Raw genomic sequence first — 13,788 nt, forward strand, 5'->3', positions numbered from 1 at the left:
AGCCGTGAGATCCTTCAGTCGTGCCGATCATCGTCGCCCCGTACGACCTCGACTGGCCGCGCCGCTTCGAAGCCGAGCGCGCGCAGCTTGAGTGCCTGCTCGCGCCCTGGCTGATCGACGGCGTGCACCACATCGGTTCGACCGCGATCCCCGGCCTGTCGGCTAAGCCGATCATCGACGCGATGGCCGGCGTTCGGGACCTGTCAGCGGCCGAGGCCGCGATTCCAGTGCTCGAAGATCACGGATACCGCCACTCCCCGCACCGGCCGGAAGCGCTCTGGTTTCACAAGCCGCGGAGCGAGGAACACGCTGAGCGCACGCACCACCTGCACCTCACGGAGCCCGGCAGCGCCCTGTGGCGTGAACGACTTACTTTCCGCGACGCCCTACGCGCCGACACCGCGCTGCGCGACGAATACCAAGCGCTCAAGCTGCGGCTCGCCGACGCCCACGGCGACGACGTCAAGGCGTACACCGCCGACAAGCGCGCCTTTGTCGTGCGCGTGCTAGCAGCGCACGGCGTCACACTCCGCTGACGACCGCCATGTGGTCCACCAAAGAGAAATCCGGGTCAATCTGCGTCGTGACGTCCTTACCGACCGAGCTATTGGCCCAGCTGTGTGCGTTCTTCACGTGGAAGTGATGCGCGAGCTCGGTGTACCGCGCCCAATCCTTCGGTACCTCGTCGACGCGCCGCTGAAGGTCCGCCAGAAGCGTCCGGTTCTCGGGCTCCAATTGCTCCAGCGAGATCCGCTCGCCGCGCTCCTGCGCCCGCACGGCCCGAGAGAAGGTGAGCCCGCCGATCAGCGCGTCGCCGAGCTCACCGCGGAGGAAGGCGAGGTCGCCCGGCTCGGTGATCTTGTTGCCGACCGCGTGGACCACGATGCCGTACTCGTCGGCGTACTCGCGGTATTGGTGATAGACGGACAGGCTCTTCCGGGTCGGCTCGACGACGAGGAGCGTCGCGTCGAAGCGGGTGAACAGGCCGGAGGCGAACGCGTCGGCGCCGGCCGTCATGTCCATGACGACGTACTCGCCCGGCCCGTCGATCAGATGATTGAGATACAGCTCGGCCGCCCCGACCTTCGAGTGGTAGCACGCGACGCCGAGGTCTGACTCGTCGAAGACGCCGGTCACCATGAGCCGGACGCCGGCGAGGTCGACGGTGGCGTTTTCGTCGGCTGCGGCGTCGGCTGCGGAGAAGTCGTACGTGCACCAGTCGTCCAGCGGCGAAGGGGAGCCGAAGCGCAGCAGGCGTGAGCCGGTACCGGGCGGTGTCGTCTTCACCATCTCGGCGGCGGAGGGGATGCGCGGGTTGTCGCCGCGCAAGTAGTCCTTGATCGCGCGGGTGAAGCGGCTCAGCGGCGGGATGCCGGCCGCGGTGCGCTCGTCGAGTCCCAGGGCGGTGCCAAGGTGCTGATTGATGTCCGCGTCGATGGCGAGCACCGGAGCGGACGCGGCCGCCAGGTGCCGGATGAACAGCGAGGAGAGGGTGGTCTTACCGCTGCCGCCCTTGCCGACGAAGGCGATCCGCATGGCGCGCTCCGAGCGTGAGGTTCCTAGAAATGGTTTTCAAGTGCAAGAACGACCCTCAGTCTGCCAGGGGCCACGCGGCGGCCGTCAAATCCCGGTCCGCCTTATGGGTGTCCGCCGTTTGCCGCCTCCGGGCCATGGTGCGTTCGAGGCGTGAGAACTGATGCACGCGCTATCTGTCAGAGCCCTTCGATAGAATATTGCTGCCAGCACGGGGCTGGCATTTCCCGGGGAGGCTTCATGCGGGGACGTTCCTTGTTCGCGTCCATCACGACCCTGACGTGCGCGTCAGCCCTAGCCATGGTGGCGGCGCCGGCCGGCGCCACCGAGTCCGCGACCACCGCCACCTGCCCGGCGGTCGCCCACCACGTCGACGCCAGCCGGAACGGCAAGTCGTGCACCGCGCTCTCGGCGGCGCCCCACCAGAAGTGGTCGGTCACCCTGAACGGGTCGGCTTCGTACCCGATCATCGCGGCCGGCAAGGTCTTCGTCGCGACGGCGAACCCCGGCGGCAACTACGGCGGCCAGCTCTACGCGCTGGACGCGGCAACCGGCAAGGTGGTCTGGGGTCCCGTCGCGCTCAGCGGCACGTACTACTACTTCGCCCTCGCCTATGACGGCGGCGAGTTGTTCGCCAACAACTTCGACGGCACGGTCACGGCGTTCGATCCCGCGACCGGCGCCCAGCTCTGGTCGACCGCCACGGGGAACTTCTCCGGCGAGCCGGTCGCGACCGGCGGCGTCGTCTACGTCTACGGATCTGGTCAGGTCGTGGCCCTGTCCGAGTCGACCGGCGCCGTGGACTGGCAGGCCGCCGTGGACGGTGACGGCGGATCCCTCGCGGTGGACGGCAGCGGCGTCTACGCCAACGGCGGCTGCTCGCAGACCCACATCTCACTCACCGGCGCGGTCCTCTGGAACGACAACGATGGCTGCACCGGTGGCGGCGGGGGCACCTCGTACCTCACCTCGTCGTTGTTCTTCTCCGACACCGGCCACCACATTCTCAAGAAGAGCACCGGCGCCGCCGTCGGCGCCTTCACCGGAGCGCCCGCGTTCTCCGGCGGCAACGCGTTCTTCGCCAACGGCACGCAACTGACCTCCGAGACCCTGTCGAACTTCGCGCTCCGCTTCACCACGACCCTCCCCAGCCAGATCGTCGCCGGCCCGGTCATCGCGGGCAACGTCGTCTACCTGGGCGGGGCCGGCAACAAGCTGTACGGAGTCAGCACGTCGACCGGCAAGATCGTCGTCACGCTGCCCCTCCCCGGCACCCCTGGCGGTGGCGGCGAGTACTTCGCGCCCCCGTCGGACATCAACGTCGGCAACGGCCTGCTCGTCGTGCCCACCGGCTCCACCGTCACCGCCTTCGACTAGGAGCCTGGGGCACGGCGCGTCGGCGGGGATTTGATCGCGTGCCGAGTTCAGGACTAGCGCGCACCCGACGATCGCCGTGCCCCCGAGAAGCTCAAGCACGGTCGGCCATTGGCGGTAGAACACGAGGCCGAAGGCAAGGCCCCATACCGCCTCCAACGTGAGCAGATTCCCGGCACGAACGGGCTCGACCTGCTCGAAGCCATAGTTGATCAAGAACACGTTGAGCGCGTTCAGGATCCCGGCGAGCATGACCGCACCCCACACCGGCCAGTGTTGACCGGGGTGCGGCATGCCTTGGCCGGACCCGAAGGAACCGAGGGCCACCCACAGCACGCCGGCGCCCAGGATGAGGACAGTGATCTCAGCATTGTTCAGGGCGCCGTCGTGCTGTGACCGGCCGAGATAGCTCGCCGCGATGCCAAGCAGTCCCAACAGCGCGAGCAGATCGCCGCGATCCCAGACCGGCAGGTGTATCCCGCGGCCCGGATCGTGCAGCGATACCGCGGCGACCCCGACGACGGAGCCGGCGACACTCCCGATGCGGCGCCGCGTGACAGGAGTCTGTCGAAGGGCCAGCGACAAGATCGAGACGAGCGGAAGCGCGGCGATGAACGAGACGTCGCCGATGAGTGTCAATGTCGCGGCGTTGGAGAAGAGTTCCGTGCCGATCGGGTACAGCAGCAGTGCCCGTATGGCGATGACGCCCCACTCTCGCGGTCTGACGCGTGCCACGACTCGCCAGCGAATGCGCGAGTTGAAAACGAAACTGGCGACGAGAAGGGCCGCCGCCCCGCGCAGATAGACCTGCTGCGCGATGGTGAAGCTCGTATTGAGGTAGCGCGCCAACACGGTCATCAGCGCGAACGAGGCGGCGAGCAGGACCAACGCCAGCGTTCCTCGGCCGCGGCTGGTCATGGCAACCTGTCCCCCTTCTCGCCGGAGTCAGCCATGCCGCGATACTCGCCCCACCACGCCAGCCGCTCTCGCACAGCGATGATTCCCCAGCCGCCCGACCGGTACCCCATGACGGCGCAGGGGGACGATCTCGATCAACTCGGGGCAGGTAGCCTGGTTGACATGCAACTCTCTCGGCGTGCTTCGTGGCTCTTGATCGCGTTCGCTGCGTGGTCGTGGTTCATCTGGGTGACCTTGATCAAGAACATCTCGGCGGACTCGCGGTCGTGGAGCCCGACTCACGCGCCGACGGCGTTCTTCGGGGTGCACGTGGCGTTGGCAGTCATCTCGATCACGTTCGGCTCCGCCATCGGCTGGCTCGGCTGGCGGGGACTGCGCGCGGCCAAGACCGCCGACGTGACGACGTCCAAGACTGCCAACATGGCGGCGGCCGAGACGACTGCTGTCGCCCCGGCCGCTAAGACTGCGGCTTCCGTGGAGTAGTTGAGTAATCGCTCGGTTCAGGCCGGCTCGCCCTACACCCGCCGCGTGATCAACGCCCGCTTCACCTCGGCGATGGCCTGGGTGATCTGAATACCGCGCGGGCAGGCCTCCGTGCAGTTGAAGGTGGTGCGGCAGCGCCAGACGCCCTCGCGGTCGTTCAGGATCTCCAGGCGCTCCTCGGCCCCGTCGTCGCGCGAATCGAAGATGAAGCGGTGCGCGTTGACGATCGCGGCCGGGCCGAAGTACTGGCCGTCCGTCCAGAACACCGGGCAGGACGTCGTGCAGGCCGCGCACAGGATGCACTTGGTGGTGTCGTCGAAGCGCTCCCGGTCCTGCTGCGACTGAAGCCGCTCGCGGGTCGGCGAGTTGCCGTGCGCGATCAGGAACGGCTTGACGTCGCGGTAGGCCTGCAGGAACGGCTCCATGTCCACGACCAGGTCCTTGATCACCGGCAGGCCCTGGATCGGCTCGACCGTGATCGGCTTGGCCCGTCCGGTCTTCTTGTCGATCGTCATCAGGTCCTTGACGAGCGACTTGCAGGCGAGGCGGTTGCGGCCGTTGATACGCATCGCGTCCGAGCCGCAGACCCCATGCGCGCAGGAGCGGCGGAAGGTCAGCGAGCCGTCCTGCTCCCACTTGATCGCGTGCAGCGCGTCGAGGATGCGCCACGTCGGCAGCGCCTGTACCTCGAACTCGTCCCAGCGCGACTCGTCGGTGTCCGGGTTGTAGCGGCGGACCTGCACGGTGATCGTGAGGAACTGCGGCGCTGCGGCGGAGGACTGCTGCTCGGCGCTCCCGGCCGACTGGTGCTGATCGAGGGTTGCGGTGGCCATCAGTACTTACGCTCCATCGGCTGGTACCGGGTGACGGCGACGGGCTTCCAGTCCAGGCGGATCTCGTATGAGCCGTCCGCCCCGGCCTCCCGGTACGCCATCGTGTGCTGCATGAAGTTCTCGTCGTCGCGCTTCTGGTAGTCCTCGCGGGCGTGGCCGCCGCGCGACTCCTTGCGGTTGCGCGCGCCTACGACCAGGACCTCGGCCAGGTCGAGCAGGAAGCCGAGTTCGACCGCCTCGAGCAGGTCGGTGTTGAACCGCTTGCCCTTGTCCTGGATCGCAACGTTCTTGTACCGCGCCTGGAGTGCCTTGACGTCCTCGTAGGCCTGCTTAAGCGTCGTGTCGTTGCGGTACACGCCCGCGTTGTTGTCCATGGTGTCTTGCAGTTCCTTGCGGATCTGCGCGACCTTCTCGGCGCCGGTCGAGTTGCGCAGGTTGTCGATGAGCGCGATGACGTAGGCGGCCGGATTCTCGGGAAGTTCCGGCAGTTCGGCCGTCTCGGCGAACTTGGCTGCGGCGATGCCCGCGCGGCGGCCGAACACGTTGATGTCGAGCAGGCTGTTGGTGCCGAGGCGGTTCGCGCCGTGGACGGATACGCACGCTACTTCGCCCGCCGCGTAGAGGCCGGGAACGACGGTGTTGTTGTCGCTGAGCACCTCGGCTTCGACGTTGGTCGGCACGCCGCCCATCGCGTAGTGCGCGGTCGGGTATACCGGGACCAGTTCGGTGGTCGGTTCGACGCCGAGGTACGTGCGCGCGAACTCGGTGATGTCCGGCAGCTTCTCCTCGATCTGCTCGGCCGGAAGGTGCGTCAGGTCGAGGTAGACATAGTCCTTGTTCGGTCCGGCGCCGCGGCCCTCGCGCACCTCCAGGACCATCGAGCGTGCCACGATGTCACGCGGCGCCAGGTCCTTGATGGTTGGCGCGTAACGCTCCATGAAACGCTCGCCGTCCGCGTTGCGCAGAATGCCGCCCTCGCCGCGGGCGCCCTCGGTCAGCAGGATGCCGAGGCCGGCCAGGCCGGTCGGGTGGAACTGGTAGAACTCCATGTCCTCAAGCGGCAGGCCCTTGCGCCAGATGATGCCCATGCCGTCGCCGGTGAGCGTGTGCGCGTTGGAGGTGGTCTTGAAGACCTTGCCGAAGCCGCCGGTGGCGAAGATGACCGCCTTGGCCCGGAAGACGTGGATCTCGCCGGTGGCGAGTTCGTACGAGACGACACCCGCGGTGCGGCGCACGCCATCCTCGTCCGGCTCGGTGAGCAGCAGGTCCAGGACGTAGAACTCGTTGAAGAACTCGATGCCCTCCTTGACGCAGTTCTGATACAGCGTCTGGAGGATCATGTGACCGGTCCGGTCAGCCGCGTAGCAGGAGCGGCGTACCGCAGCCTCACCGTGGTTACGCGTGTGGCCGCCGAAACGGCGCTGGTCGATCCGGCCCTCCGGGGTGCGGGAGAAGGGCAGGCCCATCTTCTCCAGGTCGAGCACCGCGTCGATGGCCTCACGGCACATGATCTCCGCAGCGTCCTGGTCGGTCAGGTAGTCGCCGCCCTTGACCGTGTCGAAGGTGTGCCACTCCCAGTTGTCATCCTCGACGTTCGCCAGGGCCGCGCACATGCCGCCCTGTGCCGCGCCGGTGTGTGACCGGGTCGGGTACAGCTTGGTGAGTACCGCAGTTCGCGACCGCGTACCGGCTTCGAGCGCCGCGCGCATGCCTGCGCCACCCGCGCCGACGATGACCGTGTCGTAAGTGTGCGTGTTGATCGCCATCGTGTGCGCGCCCTTAGGCCTTGATGTTCGGGGTGAAGGTGAAGATGACCAGGCTGCCGAGGAAGATCATCAGCAGCGCCGCGGAGTACAGCAGCGTCTTGAGGGCGAGCCGGGTTCCGTCGCGCTCGGCGTAGTCGTTGACGACCGTGCGCAGGCCGTTGACGCCGTGCAGGGTGGCCAGCCAGAGCGTGAGCAGGTCCCAGACCTGCCAGAACGGCGAGGCCCAGCGGCCGGCCACGAAGGCGAAGTCGATCTTCTCCACGCCGCCGTCGAGCACCAGCATGATGAAGAGGTGGCCGAGTACCAGGAAGGTCAGCAGCAGGCCGGAGAACCGCATGAACAGCCAGCTGTAGAGCTCGAAGTTGGTGCGGGTGGCGCGCGGCGTGCGGCGGCTGCGCAGGCGAGCGGAACCGGACGTGCGCGGCGAGCGGGGCGCCTCGATCGCTGGGGAAGAGGTCGCGGGCGTGGACGCGGCGGAAGTGGACGCGGTGGAAGCGGACATTGTGCGTGGGCCTACTTCCCGAAGATGGTGTGCCACGAGTGGGCGGTGATCGGATAGAGCATTCCGGCCATCAGGGCGATCCAGACGCCGACCACGATCCAGAGCATCCGCCGCTGATAGCGCGGTCCCTTCGCCCAGAAGTCCACCGCGATGATGCGCAGCCCGTTGAAGGCGTGGAAGACGATCGCCGCGGTCAGGCCGTACTCGAGGAAGTTGGTGACCGGGTTCTTGTAGCTGTCGATCACCGTGTTGTACGACGACTTCGAGACCCGGACCAGCGCGGTGTCGAGCACGTGCGCGAACAGGAAGAAGAAGATCAGCACGCCGGTGATCCGGTGCGCCACCCAGCTCCACATTCCCTCGCGGCCGCGGTACAGCGTGCCGCGCCTGCCCTTACGGCCGGCGCTCTCCGAGCTGCCGGAGACGGGAACGCCACGCCCAGGCGCGCTGCCTTGGGCGTCGCTGGTGCCGACCTTAGGCGTGGTTATAGCCATGGGCGTTGCCCGGCCCTTTCCGGTTGTCGCTCAGGCGGAGTAGTCCTGCCTGTCCACCCACAGGTTAAGCAGCCGGTTACCCGTCAACCGGCCGCCAAAGGGGCCACTGTGAGCGATCTCGCATCCGACAATACGGACATTCCACCTCAGGCGTGGACGGGACCGTGGTGTGATTCGCGCGACAACAGGGGTGTGCGGGTGCTGAGCGATCCGCAATACTCGGTGCAGAGGCAGCAACCCGAACGGGTGCCGACCCCACGACTTCCGACTGCGCGAGGTATTCACATGCCGTCCGAGCGAGCACAGTCCGAGCAGGCCGCGACCAGCGAGTCCGGCCTGCCGATCCGACCGGTGTACCGGCCGGCCGACTTGGGCGACTGGGACCCGGCCGAACGGCTGGGCGAGCCCGGCGGCTACCCCTTCACCCGCGGCGTTTATCCGACCATGTACACCGGCCGGCCCTGGACGATGCGCCAGTACGCGGGCTTCGGCACGGCCTCCGAGTCGAACAAGCGCTACCAGCAGCTGATCGCGGCCGGGTCCACCGGCCTGTCCGTGGCCTTCGACCTGCCGACCCAGATGGGCTACGACTCGGACGAGCCGATCGCGCACGGCGAGGTCGGCAAGGTGGGCGTCGCGATCGACTCGATCGAGGACATGCGCACGCTGTTCGGCGGCATCCCGCTGGACAGGGTCTCCACCTCGATGACCATCAACGCCCCCGCCTCGATCCTGCTGCTGCTCTACCAACTGGTCGGCGAGGAGCAGGGGGTCGCGCCCGCCGCGCTGACCGGCACGATCCAGAACGACATCCTCAAGGAGTACATCGCCCGCGGGACGTACATCTTCCCGCCCGCGCCCTCGCTGCGGCTGGTCTCGGACGTGTTCGCCTACTGCAACCGCGAGATCCCGAAGTGGAACACCATCTCGATCTCCGGCTACCACATGGCCGAGGCCGGGGCGACGCCCGCGCAGGAGATCGCCTTCACCCTCGCCGACGGCATCGCGTACGTGCGCGCCGCGGTCGAGTCCGGGCTCGACGTGGACAAGTTCGCCCCGCGGCTCTCGTTCTTCTTCGTCGCGCGCACCACGCTGCTCGAGGAGATCGCCAAGTTCCGGGCCGCCCGCCGGATCTGGGCGCGGGTCATGCGCGACGAGTTCGGCGCCAAGGATCCCAAGTCGCAGATGCTGCGCTTCCACACGCAGACCGCCGGCGTGCAGCTGACCGCCCAACAGCCCGAGGTCAACATGATCCGGGTCGCGCTCCAGGCCCTCGGCGCGGTCCTCGGCGGCACCCAGTCGCTGCACACGAACTCCTTCGACGAGGCGATCGCGCTGCCCACCGAGAAGGCCGCGCGGCTCGCGCTGCGCACGCAGCAGGTGATCGCGTACGAGACGGACGTGACCAAGACGGTGGACCCGTTCGCGGGCTCGTACGTGGTCGAGAAGCTGACCGAAGACCTCGAAGCCGAGATCAGCACGCTGATGGAGCGGGTCGAGTCGCTCGGCGGCGCGGTCGCGGCGATCGAGCAGGGCTTCCAGAAGGCCGAGATCGAGCGCTCCGCCTACCAGATCGCCCAGGAGATCGACGGCGGCCAGCGGGTCGTGGTCGGCGTCAACCGCTTCACCCTGGACGCGGAGGAGCCCTACGAGCCGCTGCGCGTCGACCCGACCATCGAGATGCAGCAGGCCGAACGCCTGGCCAAGCTGCGCGCGGACCGCTCACAGGCGGACGTCGACCGCGCGCTCGACGAGGTCAAGCGTGCGGCATCAGGCAACGACAACGTGCTCTATCCGATGCGCGAGGCCCTGCGCGCGCGGGCCACTGTCGGCGAGGTCTCACACGCGCTGCGGAAGGTCTGGGGCACGTACGTGCCGCGGGACGCGTTCTGACCCGCGTCGGATCACTCGGCACGTCCCATTCCGAACGTTCAGACCCACCGATCGCTCGTCCGTTTGACTGCAACCTTCGACCTAGTCCGCACGAGCCGCGAGCCATAGCCCTTAAGTGTCATCTTGGTCAACTTCAAGTTCCCATATGGCGGAACTACTGGGATTCCCAGGATTAGACGGACTACCGTAGGGGAATGAACTTAAGTCTTCCGCTGGAACTCCAGGACCGAGCCGCCGATGACGTCGCGTCGTCGCGGCTCTCCGCGTTCCTGGACCGGCGGGAGCCCGATCTGATCCGGTTTCGGCGCGACATGCACGCGCATCCGGAGCTCGGCCGCCGCGAGGTGCGCACCACCGGAAAGATCGTCGAGGCGCTGGAGGCCGCCGGCCTCGCGCCGAAGATCCTGCCGCTCGGCAGCGGCGTCATCTGCGACATCGACCCGGCGTTCGGGGAATCGGGCCCGGCCGACGCGGCGGCGCTGCCCTCTGTCTCTTCCTCCGCCTCCGTGGGCCCGCGCGGCCGCAGCCGGTTCGCGCTGCGCGCCGACATCGACGCGTTGCCCATCCAGGAGGCGAGCGAGCTTCCCTTTCGCTCGGTGATCGAGGGTGTCTCGCACGCCTGCGGCCACGACGTGCACACCACCACGGTGCTCGGCGCGGGGCTGTTCCTGGCCGAGGAGGCCAAGGCGGGCCGGCTGCCCCGCCCGGTGCGGCTGATCTTCCAGCCCGCCGAGGAGCTGCTGCCCGGCGGCGCCGTCGACATGGTCGAGGCCGGAGCGCTCGACGGGGTCGGCTCGATCATCGGCGTGCACTGCGACCCGAAGGTGGACGCCGGCCGGATCGGCCTGCGCTCCGGCGCGCTGACCGCCGCCTGCGACACGCTCACCCTGCGCCTGTCCGGACCCGGCGGCCACACCGCCCGCCCGCACCTGACCGTGGACCTGGTCTACGCCCTGGCCGCGCTGGTGACCGAGCTGCCCGCGGCCCTCTCCCGGCGGATGGACCCGCGCGCCGGGGTCTCGCTGGTGTGGGGCGCGATCGCCGCCGGCAACGCGCCGAACGCGATCCCGCAGTTCGGCGAGGTGCGCGGCACGCTGCGCGCGATGGACCAGCGGGCCTGGAGCCAGGCCCCGGACGTGATCCTTGAGCTGGTCGACGCGATCGCCGCGACGTATTGCGCGAAGACCGAGCTGGAGTACGTGCGCGGTGTGCCCCCGGTGGTCAACGACGAGCACGTGGTCGAGCTGATGCGGGAGGCCGCGCACCGGGTGATGGCGGCTCCGGGCGGCGCGGGCAGCGACGGCATCGTGCCGGTCGAGCAGTCCATGGGCGGCGAGGACTTCTCCTGGTACCTGCAGCAGGTGCCCGGCGCGATGGCCCGGCTCGGCGTGCGCGCCCCGGGCGACCCGACTCCCCGGGACCTGCACCAGCCGACCTTCCACGCGGACGAGGCGGCCATCGCGGTCGGCGTGCGCTTCTTCGCCGAGGCCGCACTCGCCGCCGACCGGGCCGCGGTCTGAGCCGCACGCGGTTCGCACCTGCTCACACCGGCGACTGAACTGGCGAGGGCCGTAAGACCCTGACGGCCGCATGGTTCGCCCGTTTACAGTCACCGGGAGTGCTACACCACTGGCGTTGGGCGATGCTGGCGGCGTGGCTGCGACCGCCGTATCACGGTTTCATCTCGGGTTCCAACCGGAGCCGTTGCGTTCCGCGCAGCGGGAAAGAACTCGTCGGGAAGGCCGGTCGCCGCGAATTATTCTCGCTTGATCGGCCGCACTGCGCCGCAGTTCTTCTCTCAGGAGGTTTCGGTGAAGCAAAGCAGGTTGGTGGCGGCGCTCGCGGTGGTCGGTCTGGCCGCCGCGGCTTGTGGGTCAAAGCCGGTGAGCAGCAATTCGACTTCGAGTGCCGGTGCGAGCGCGAGCGGCGGTTCCGGCGCGAGCAGCTTCACGGCGTGTATGGTCACCGACACCGGCGGGATCGACGACCACTCGTTCAACAGCGCCGCCTGGGCAGGTATGCAGAAGGCGCAGTCCGACGGCAAGGCGACCGTCTCCTATGTGCAGTCCGCCACGGAGAACCAGTACACGACCAACATCGCGTCCCTGGTCGGCAAGGGCTGCAAGCTGGTCGTCACGGTCGGCGGCCTGATGGCCGACGCGACCACCGCGTCCGCGAAGACGCACACCGGCCAGAACTACACGATCGTGGACTCCAGCTCGGTGAGCCCGAACGTCAAGGGCCTTGAATTCAACACCGCGCAGGGCGCCTTCCTCGGCGGCTATCTCGCCGCGGGCTACAGCAAGTCCGGCAAGGTGGCCACCTTCGGCGGCCTGAACATCGCACCGGTCACCGTCTACATGGACGGCTTCTGGGAGGGCGTGCAGTACTACAACTCCAAGCACGGCACCCACGTCCAGGTGCTCGGCTGGAACGAGACCACGCAGCAGGGCTCCTTCGCCCAGTCCTTCACGGACCAGAACGCCGGTAAGCAGCTGGCGGCGGGCTTCATGAGCCAGGGCGCGGACATCGTCTTCCCGGTCGCCGGCGGCACCGGCCTCGGCGCGCTGGCCGAGGCGCAGCAGTCCAACGGCGGGCTCAACGCCATCTGGGTCGACACCGACGGCTTCACCGCCGCGCCGCAGTATGCCAGTGTGCTGATCACCTCGGTGCTCAAGGGCATCTCCGACGCGGTGACCAAGGCGGTCGAGGACGCCTCGAGTGGCAACTTCAGCGAGACCGCCTACGTCGGCACCCTCGCCAACGGCGGCACCGGCCTCGCGCCGTACCACGACTTCGACGGCAAGATCCCGGCCTCACTGACCTCCGAGCTGGACACGGTCAAGCAGGGCATCATCAGCGGGACCATCACCATCAAGTCCAAGAACCAGCCCAAGAGCTGAGCCGGGCGCACGTGCGGGGCGCGTCCGGCCGACGGGAACGGTGGCCGGACGCGCCCCGGCTTGCGAGGGGCGCAGCCGCTTCTGCGCGGCCGGGGTACGGCGCAGGCCGCGCGGGACTTAAGGTTTTCCATACTGCTACGTACGGAAGGGTCCGAGGGTGCGCCTGGAACTGCGTGGAATCACCAAGCGCTTCGGATCGCTGGTCGCCAACGACCGGATCGATCTGATCGTCGAGCCGGGCGAGATCCACTGCCTGCTCGGCGAGAACGGCGCGGGCAAGTCCACCCTGATGAACGTGCTCTACGGGCTCTACGACCCGGATGAGGGCGAGATCCTGCTCGACGGGGAGGCGAAGGAGTTCCACGGGCCGCGTGACGCGATCGCCGCCGGGATCGGCATGGTGCACCAGCACTTCATGCTGGTGCCCGTGTTCACCGTCGCCGAGAACGTCGTCCTCGGTGACGAGGACACCGGGCCGATGGGCTGGCTGGACCGGCGCAAGGCCCGCAAGCACGTACGCGAGGTCTCCGAGCGCTACGGCCTGCCGATCAATCCGGACGCCCGGATCGAGAACCTCCCGGTCGGCGTGCAGCAGCGGGTCGAGATCGTCAAGGCCCTGGTGCGCGAGGCCCAGGTGCTGATCCTGGACGAGCCCACCGCGGTACTCACCCCGCAGGAGATCGAAGAGCTGTTCACCGTGATGAACACGCTGCGCGAGGCGGGCAAGTCCATCGTCTTCATCACGCACAAGCTCAAGGAGGTCCGGGCGATCGCCGACCGGATCACCGTGATCCGCCGCGGCCGAGTGGTCGGCACCGCGACTCCGCAGATGACCGAGCAGGAACTGGCCTCGATGATGGTCGGCCGCGCGGTGCAGCTGGTGGTGGACAAGCAGCCGGCCACGCCCGGGGCGGCGGCCTTCGACGTCAGCGGCCTGACCGTGCTCGACCAGCACGGCAACCCCGCGGTCGACGACATCTCCTTCTCGGTGCGCGGCGGCGAGATCCTCGGCGTCGCCGGCGTGGACGGCAACGGCCAGTCCGAGCTGGCCCAGGCGATCCTCGGGCTGATCCCGGTGCACGCCGGCTC

At 68.2% G+C, this 13,788-nt stretch carries 13 protein-coding genes and 1 pseudogene; 7 read left to right on the forward strand and 7 right to left on the reverse strand.

Annotated elements, in window-relative coordinates:
* Positions 1–20 precede the first annotated feature (20 nt).
* Complete coding sequence (locus VFB40_RS10180; protein ID WP_324849268.1) at positions 21–536, forward strand: GrpB family protein; 516 nt, start codon at positions 21–23, stop codon at positions 534–536.
* On the opposite strand, the gene VFB40_RS10185 is transcribed toward VFB40_RS10180, so the two are convergent.
* Complete coding sequence (locus VFB40_RS10185) at positions 523–1,536, reverse strand: ATP-binding protein (protein ID WP_324849270.1); 1,014 nt, start codon at positions 1,534–1,536, stop codon at positions 523–525. The genes VFB40_RS10180 and VFB40_RS10185 overlap by 14 nt on opposite strands.
* Before the next feature lie 237 nt (positions 1,537–1,773).
* Between VFB40_RS10185 and VFB40_RS10190 the strand changes: the two genes are divergently transcribed.
* On the forward strand, positions 1,774–2,910 hold the full coding sequence (locus VFB40_RS10190; RefSeq protein WP_324849272.1) for a BamB-related PQQ repeat family beta-propellar protein: 1,137 nt from the start codon (positions 1,774–1,776) through the stop codon (positions 2,908–2,910).
* A gap of 108 nt (positions 2,911–3,018) precedes the next feature.
* Here the strand turns inward: VFB40_RS10190 and VFB40_RS28875 are convergent.
* Positions 3,019–3,825, reverse strand: a pseudogene (locus tag VFB40_RS28875) (hypothetical protein); the annotation flags it as partial.
* A gap of 162 nt (positions 3,826–3,987) precedes the next feature.
* Between VFB40_RS28875 and VFB40_RS10200 the strand changes: the two are divergent.
* A complete protein-coding gene (locus tag VFB40_RS10200; protein WP_324849276.1) occupies positions 3,988–4,308 on the forward strand; it encodes an SCO4848 family membrane protein in 321 nt (106 codons plus the stop codon).
* A 32-nt stretch (positions 4,309–4,340) separates the two neighbouring features.
* Here the strand turns inward: VFB40_RS10200 and VFB40_RS10205 are convergent, their stop codons facing one another.
* The 4 genes from VFB40_RS10205 to sdhC are packed head-to-tail and all read right to left on the reverse strand — an operon-like array spanning position 4,341 to position 7,786.
* Positions 4,341–5,141, reverse strand: coding sequence for a succinate dehydrogenase iron-sulfur subunit (locus tag VFB40_RS10205; RefSeq protein WP_324849278.1), 801 nt, complete (start codon positions 5,139–5,141; stop codon positions 4,341–4,343).
* Positions 5,141–6,901 (reverse strand): succinate dehydrogenase flavoprotein subunit, encoded by a 1,761-nt coding sequence (gene sdhA, locus VFB40_RS10210; RefSeq protein ID WP_349261424.1) that lies wholly within the window; start codon positions 6,899–6,901, stop codon positions 5,141–5,143. The genes VFB40_RS10205 and sdhA overlap by 1 nt, the downstream gene beginning before the upstream one ends.
* 19 nt (positions 6,902–6,920) lie before the next feature.
* Complete coding sequence (locus VFB40_RS10215) at positions 6,921–7,409, reverse strand: succinate dehydrogenase hydrophobic membrane anchor subunit (protein ID WP_324849282.1); 489 nt, start codon at positions 7,407–7,409, stop codon at positions 6,921–6,923.
* Positions 7,410–7,420: 11 nt separating this feature from the next.
* On the reverse strand, positions 7,421–7,786 hold the full coding sequence (gene sdhC / locus VFB40_RS10220) for a succinate dehydrogenase, cytochrome b556 subunit (protein ID WP_324842411.1): 366 nt from the start codon (positions 7,784–7,786) through the stop codon (positions 7,421–7,423).
* 402 nt (positions 7,787–8,188) lie between these two features.
* Here sdhC and VFB40_RS10225 point away from each other — a divergent pair, with 402 nt between their 5' ends.
* The gene (locus VFB40_RS10225; RefSeq protein ID WP_324849284.1) at positions 8,189–9,796 is read left to right on the forward strand and encodes an acyl-CoA mutase large subunit family protein; all 1,608 of its coding nucleotides are present in this window, start codon (positions 8,189–8,191) and stop codon (positions 9,794–9,796) included.
* A gap of 194 nt (positions 9,797–9,990) precedes the next feature.
* The gene (locus VFB40_RS10230; RefSeq protein ID WP_324849287.1) at positions 9,991–11,316 is read left to right on the forward strand and encodes an amidohydrolase; all 1,326 of its coding nucleotides are present in this window, start codon (positions 9,991–9,993) and stop codon (positions 11,314–11,316) included.
* A gap of 278 nt (positions 11,317–11,594) precedes the next feature.
* On the opposite strand, the gene VFB40_RS10235 is transcribed toward VFB40_RS10230, so the two are convergent.
* On the reverse strand, positions 11,595–11,747 hold the full coding sequence (locus tag VFB40_RS10235) for a hypothetical protein (RefSeq protein ID WP_324849289.1): 153 nt from the start codon (positions 11,745–11,747) through the stop codon (positions 11,595–11,597).
* Between the two features lie 7 nt (positions 11,748–11,754).
* On the opposite strand from VFB40_RS10235, the gene VFB40_RS10240 reads away from it, so the two are divergent.
* Together VFB40_RS10240 and VFB40_RS10245 are read left to right on the forward strand one after the other, a co-directional pair.
* The gene (locus VFB40_RS10240; RefSeq protein ID WP_324849291.1) at positions 11,755–12,699 is read left to right on the forward strand and encodes a BMP family lipoprotein; all 945 of its coding nucleotides are present in this window, start codon (positions 11,755–11,757) and stop codon (positions 12,697–12,699) included.
* Positions 12,700–12,856: 157 nt separating this feature from the next.
* Positions 12,857–13,788: ABC transporter ATP-binding protein (locus tag VFB40_RS10245; RefSeq protein ID WP_324849293.1), on the forward strand; the 932-nt coding region annotated here is incomplete at its 3' end.

It is taken from the genome of Actinocrinis sp. (assembly GCF_035650855.1).
Lineage (GTDB): Bacteria > Actinomycetota > Actinomycetes > Streptomycetales > Catenulisporaceae > Actinocrinis.

Excerpts from the sequence above, each read along its gene's own strand:
- VFB40_RS10225 (WP_324849284.1), top strand. The coding sequence starts at position 8,189 with ATGCCGTCCGAGCGAGCACAGTCCGAGCAGGCCGCGACCAGCGAGTCC.
- VFB40_RS10215 (WP_324849282.1), bottom strand. The coding sequence starts at position 7,409 with ATGTCCGCTTCCACCGCGTCCACTTCCGCCGCGTCCACGCCCGCGACC.
- VFB40_RS10240 (WP_324849291.1), top strand. The coding sequence starts at position 11,755 with ATGGTCACCGACACCGGCGGGATCGACGACCACTCGTTCAACAGCGCC.
- VFB40_RS10185 (WP_324849270.1), bottom strand. The coding sequence starts at position 1,536 with ATGCGGATCGCCTTCGTCGGCAAGGGCGGCAGCGGTAAGACCACCCTC.
- VFB40_RS10230 (WP_324849287.1), top strand. The coding sequence starts at position 9,991 with ATGAACTTAAGTCTTCCGCTGGAACTCCAGGACCGAGCCGCCGATGAC.
- VFB40_RS10205 (WP_324849278.1), bottom strand. The coding sequence starts at position 5,141 with ATGGCCACCGCAACCCTCGATCAGCACCAGTCGGCCGGGAGCGCCGAG.
- VFB40_RS10190 (WP_324849272.1), top strand. The coding sequence starts at position 1,774 with ATGCGGGGACGTTCCTTGTTCGCGTCCATCACGACCCTGACGTGCGCG.
- VFB40_RS10200 (WP_324849276.1), top strand. The coding sequence starts at position 3,988 with ATGCAACTCTCTCGGCGTGCTTCGTGGCTCTTGATCGCGTTCGCTGCG.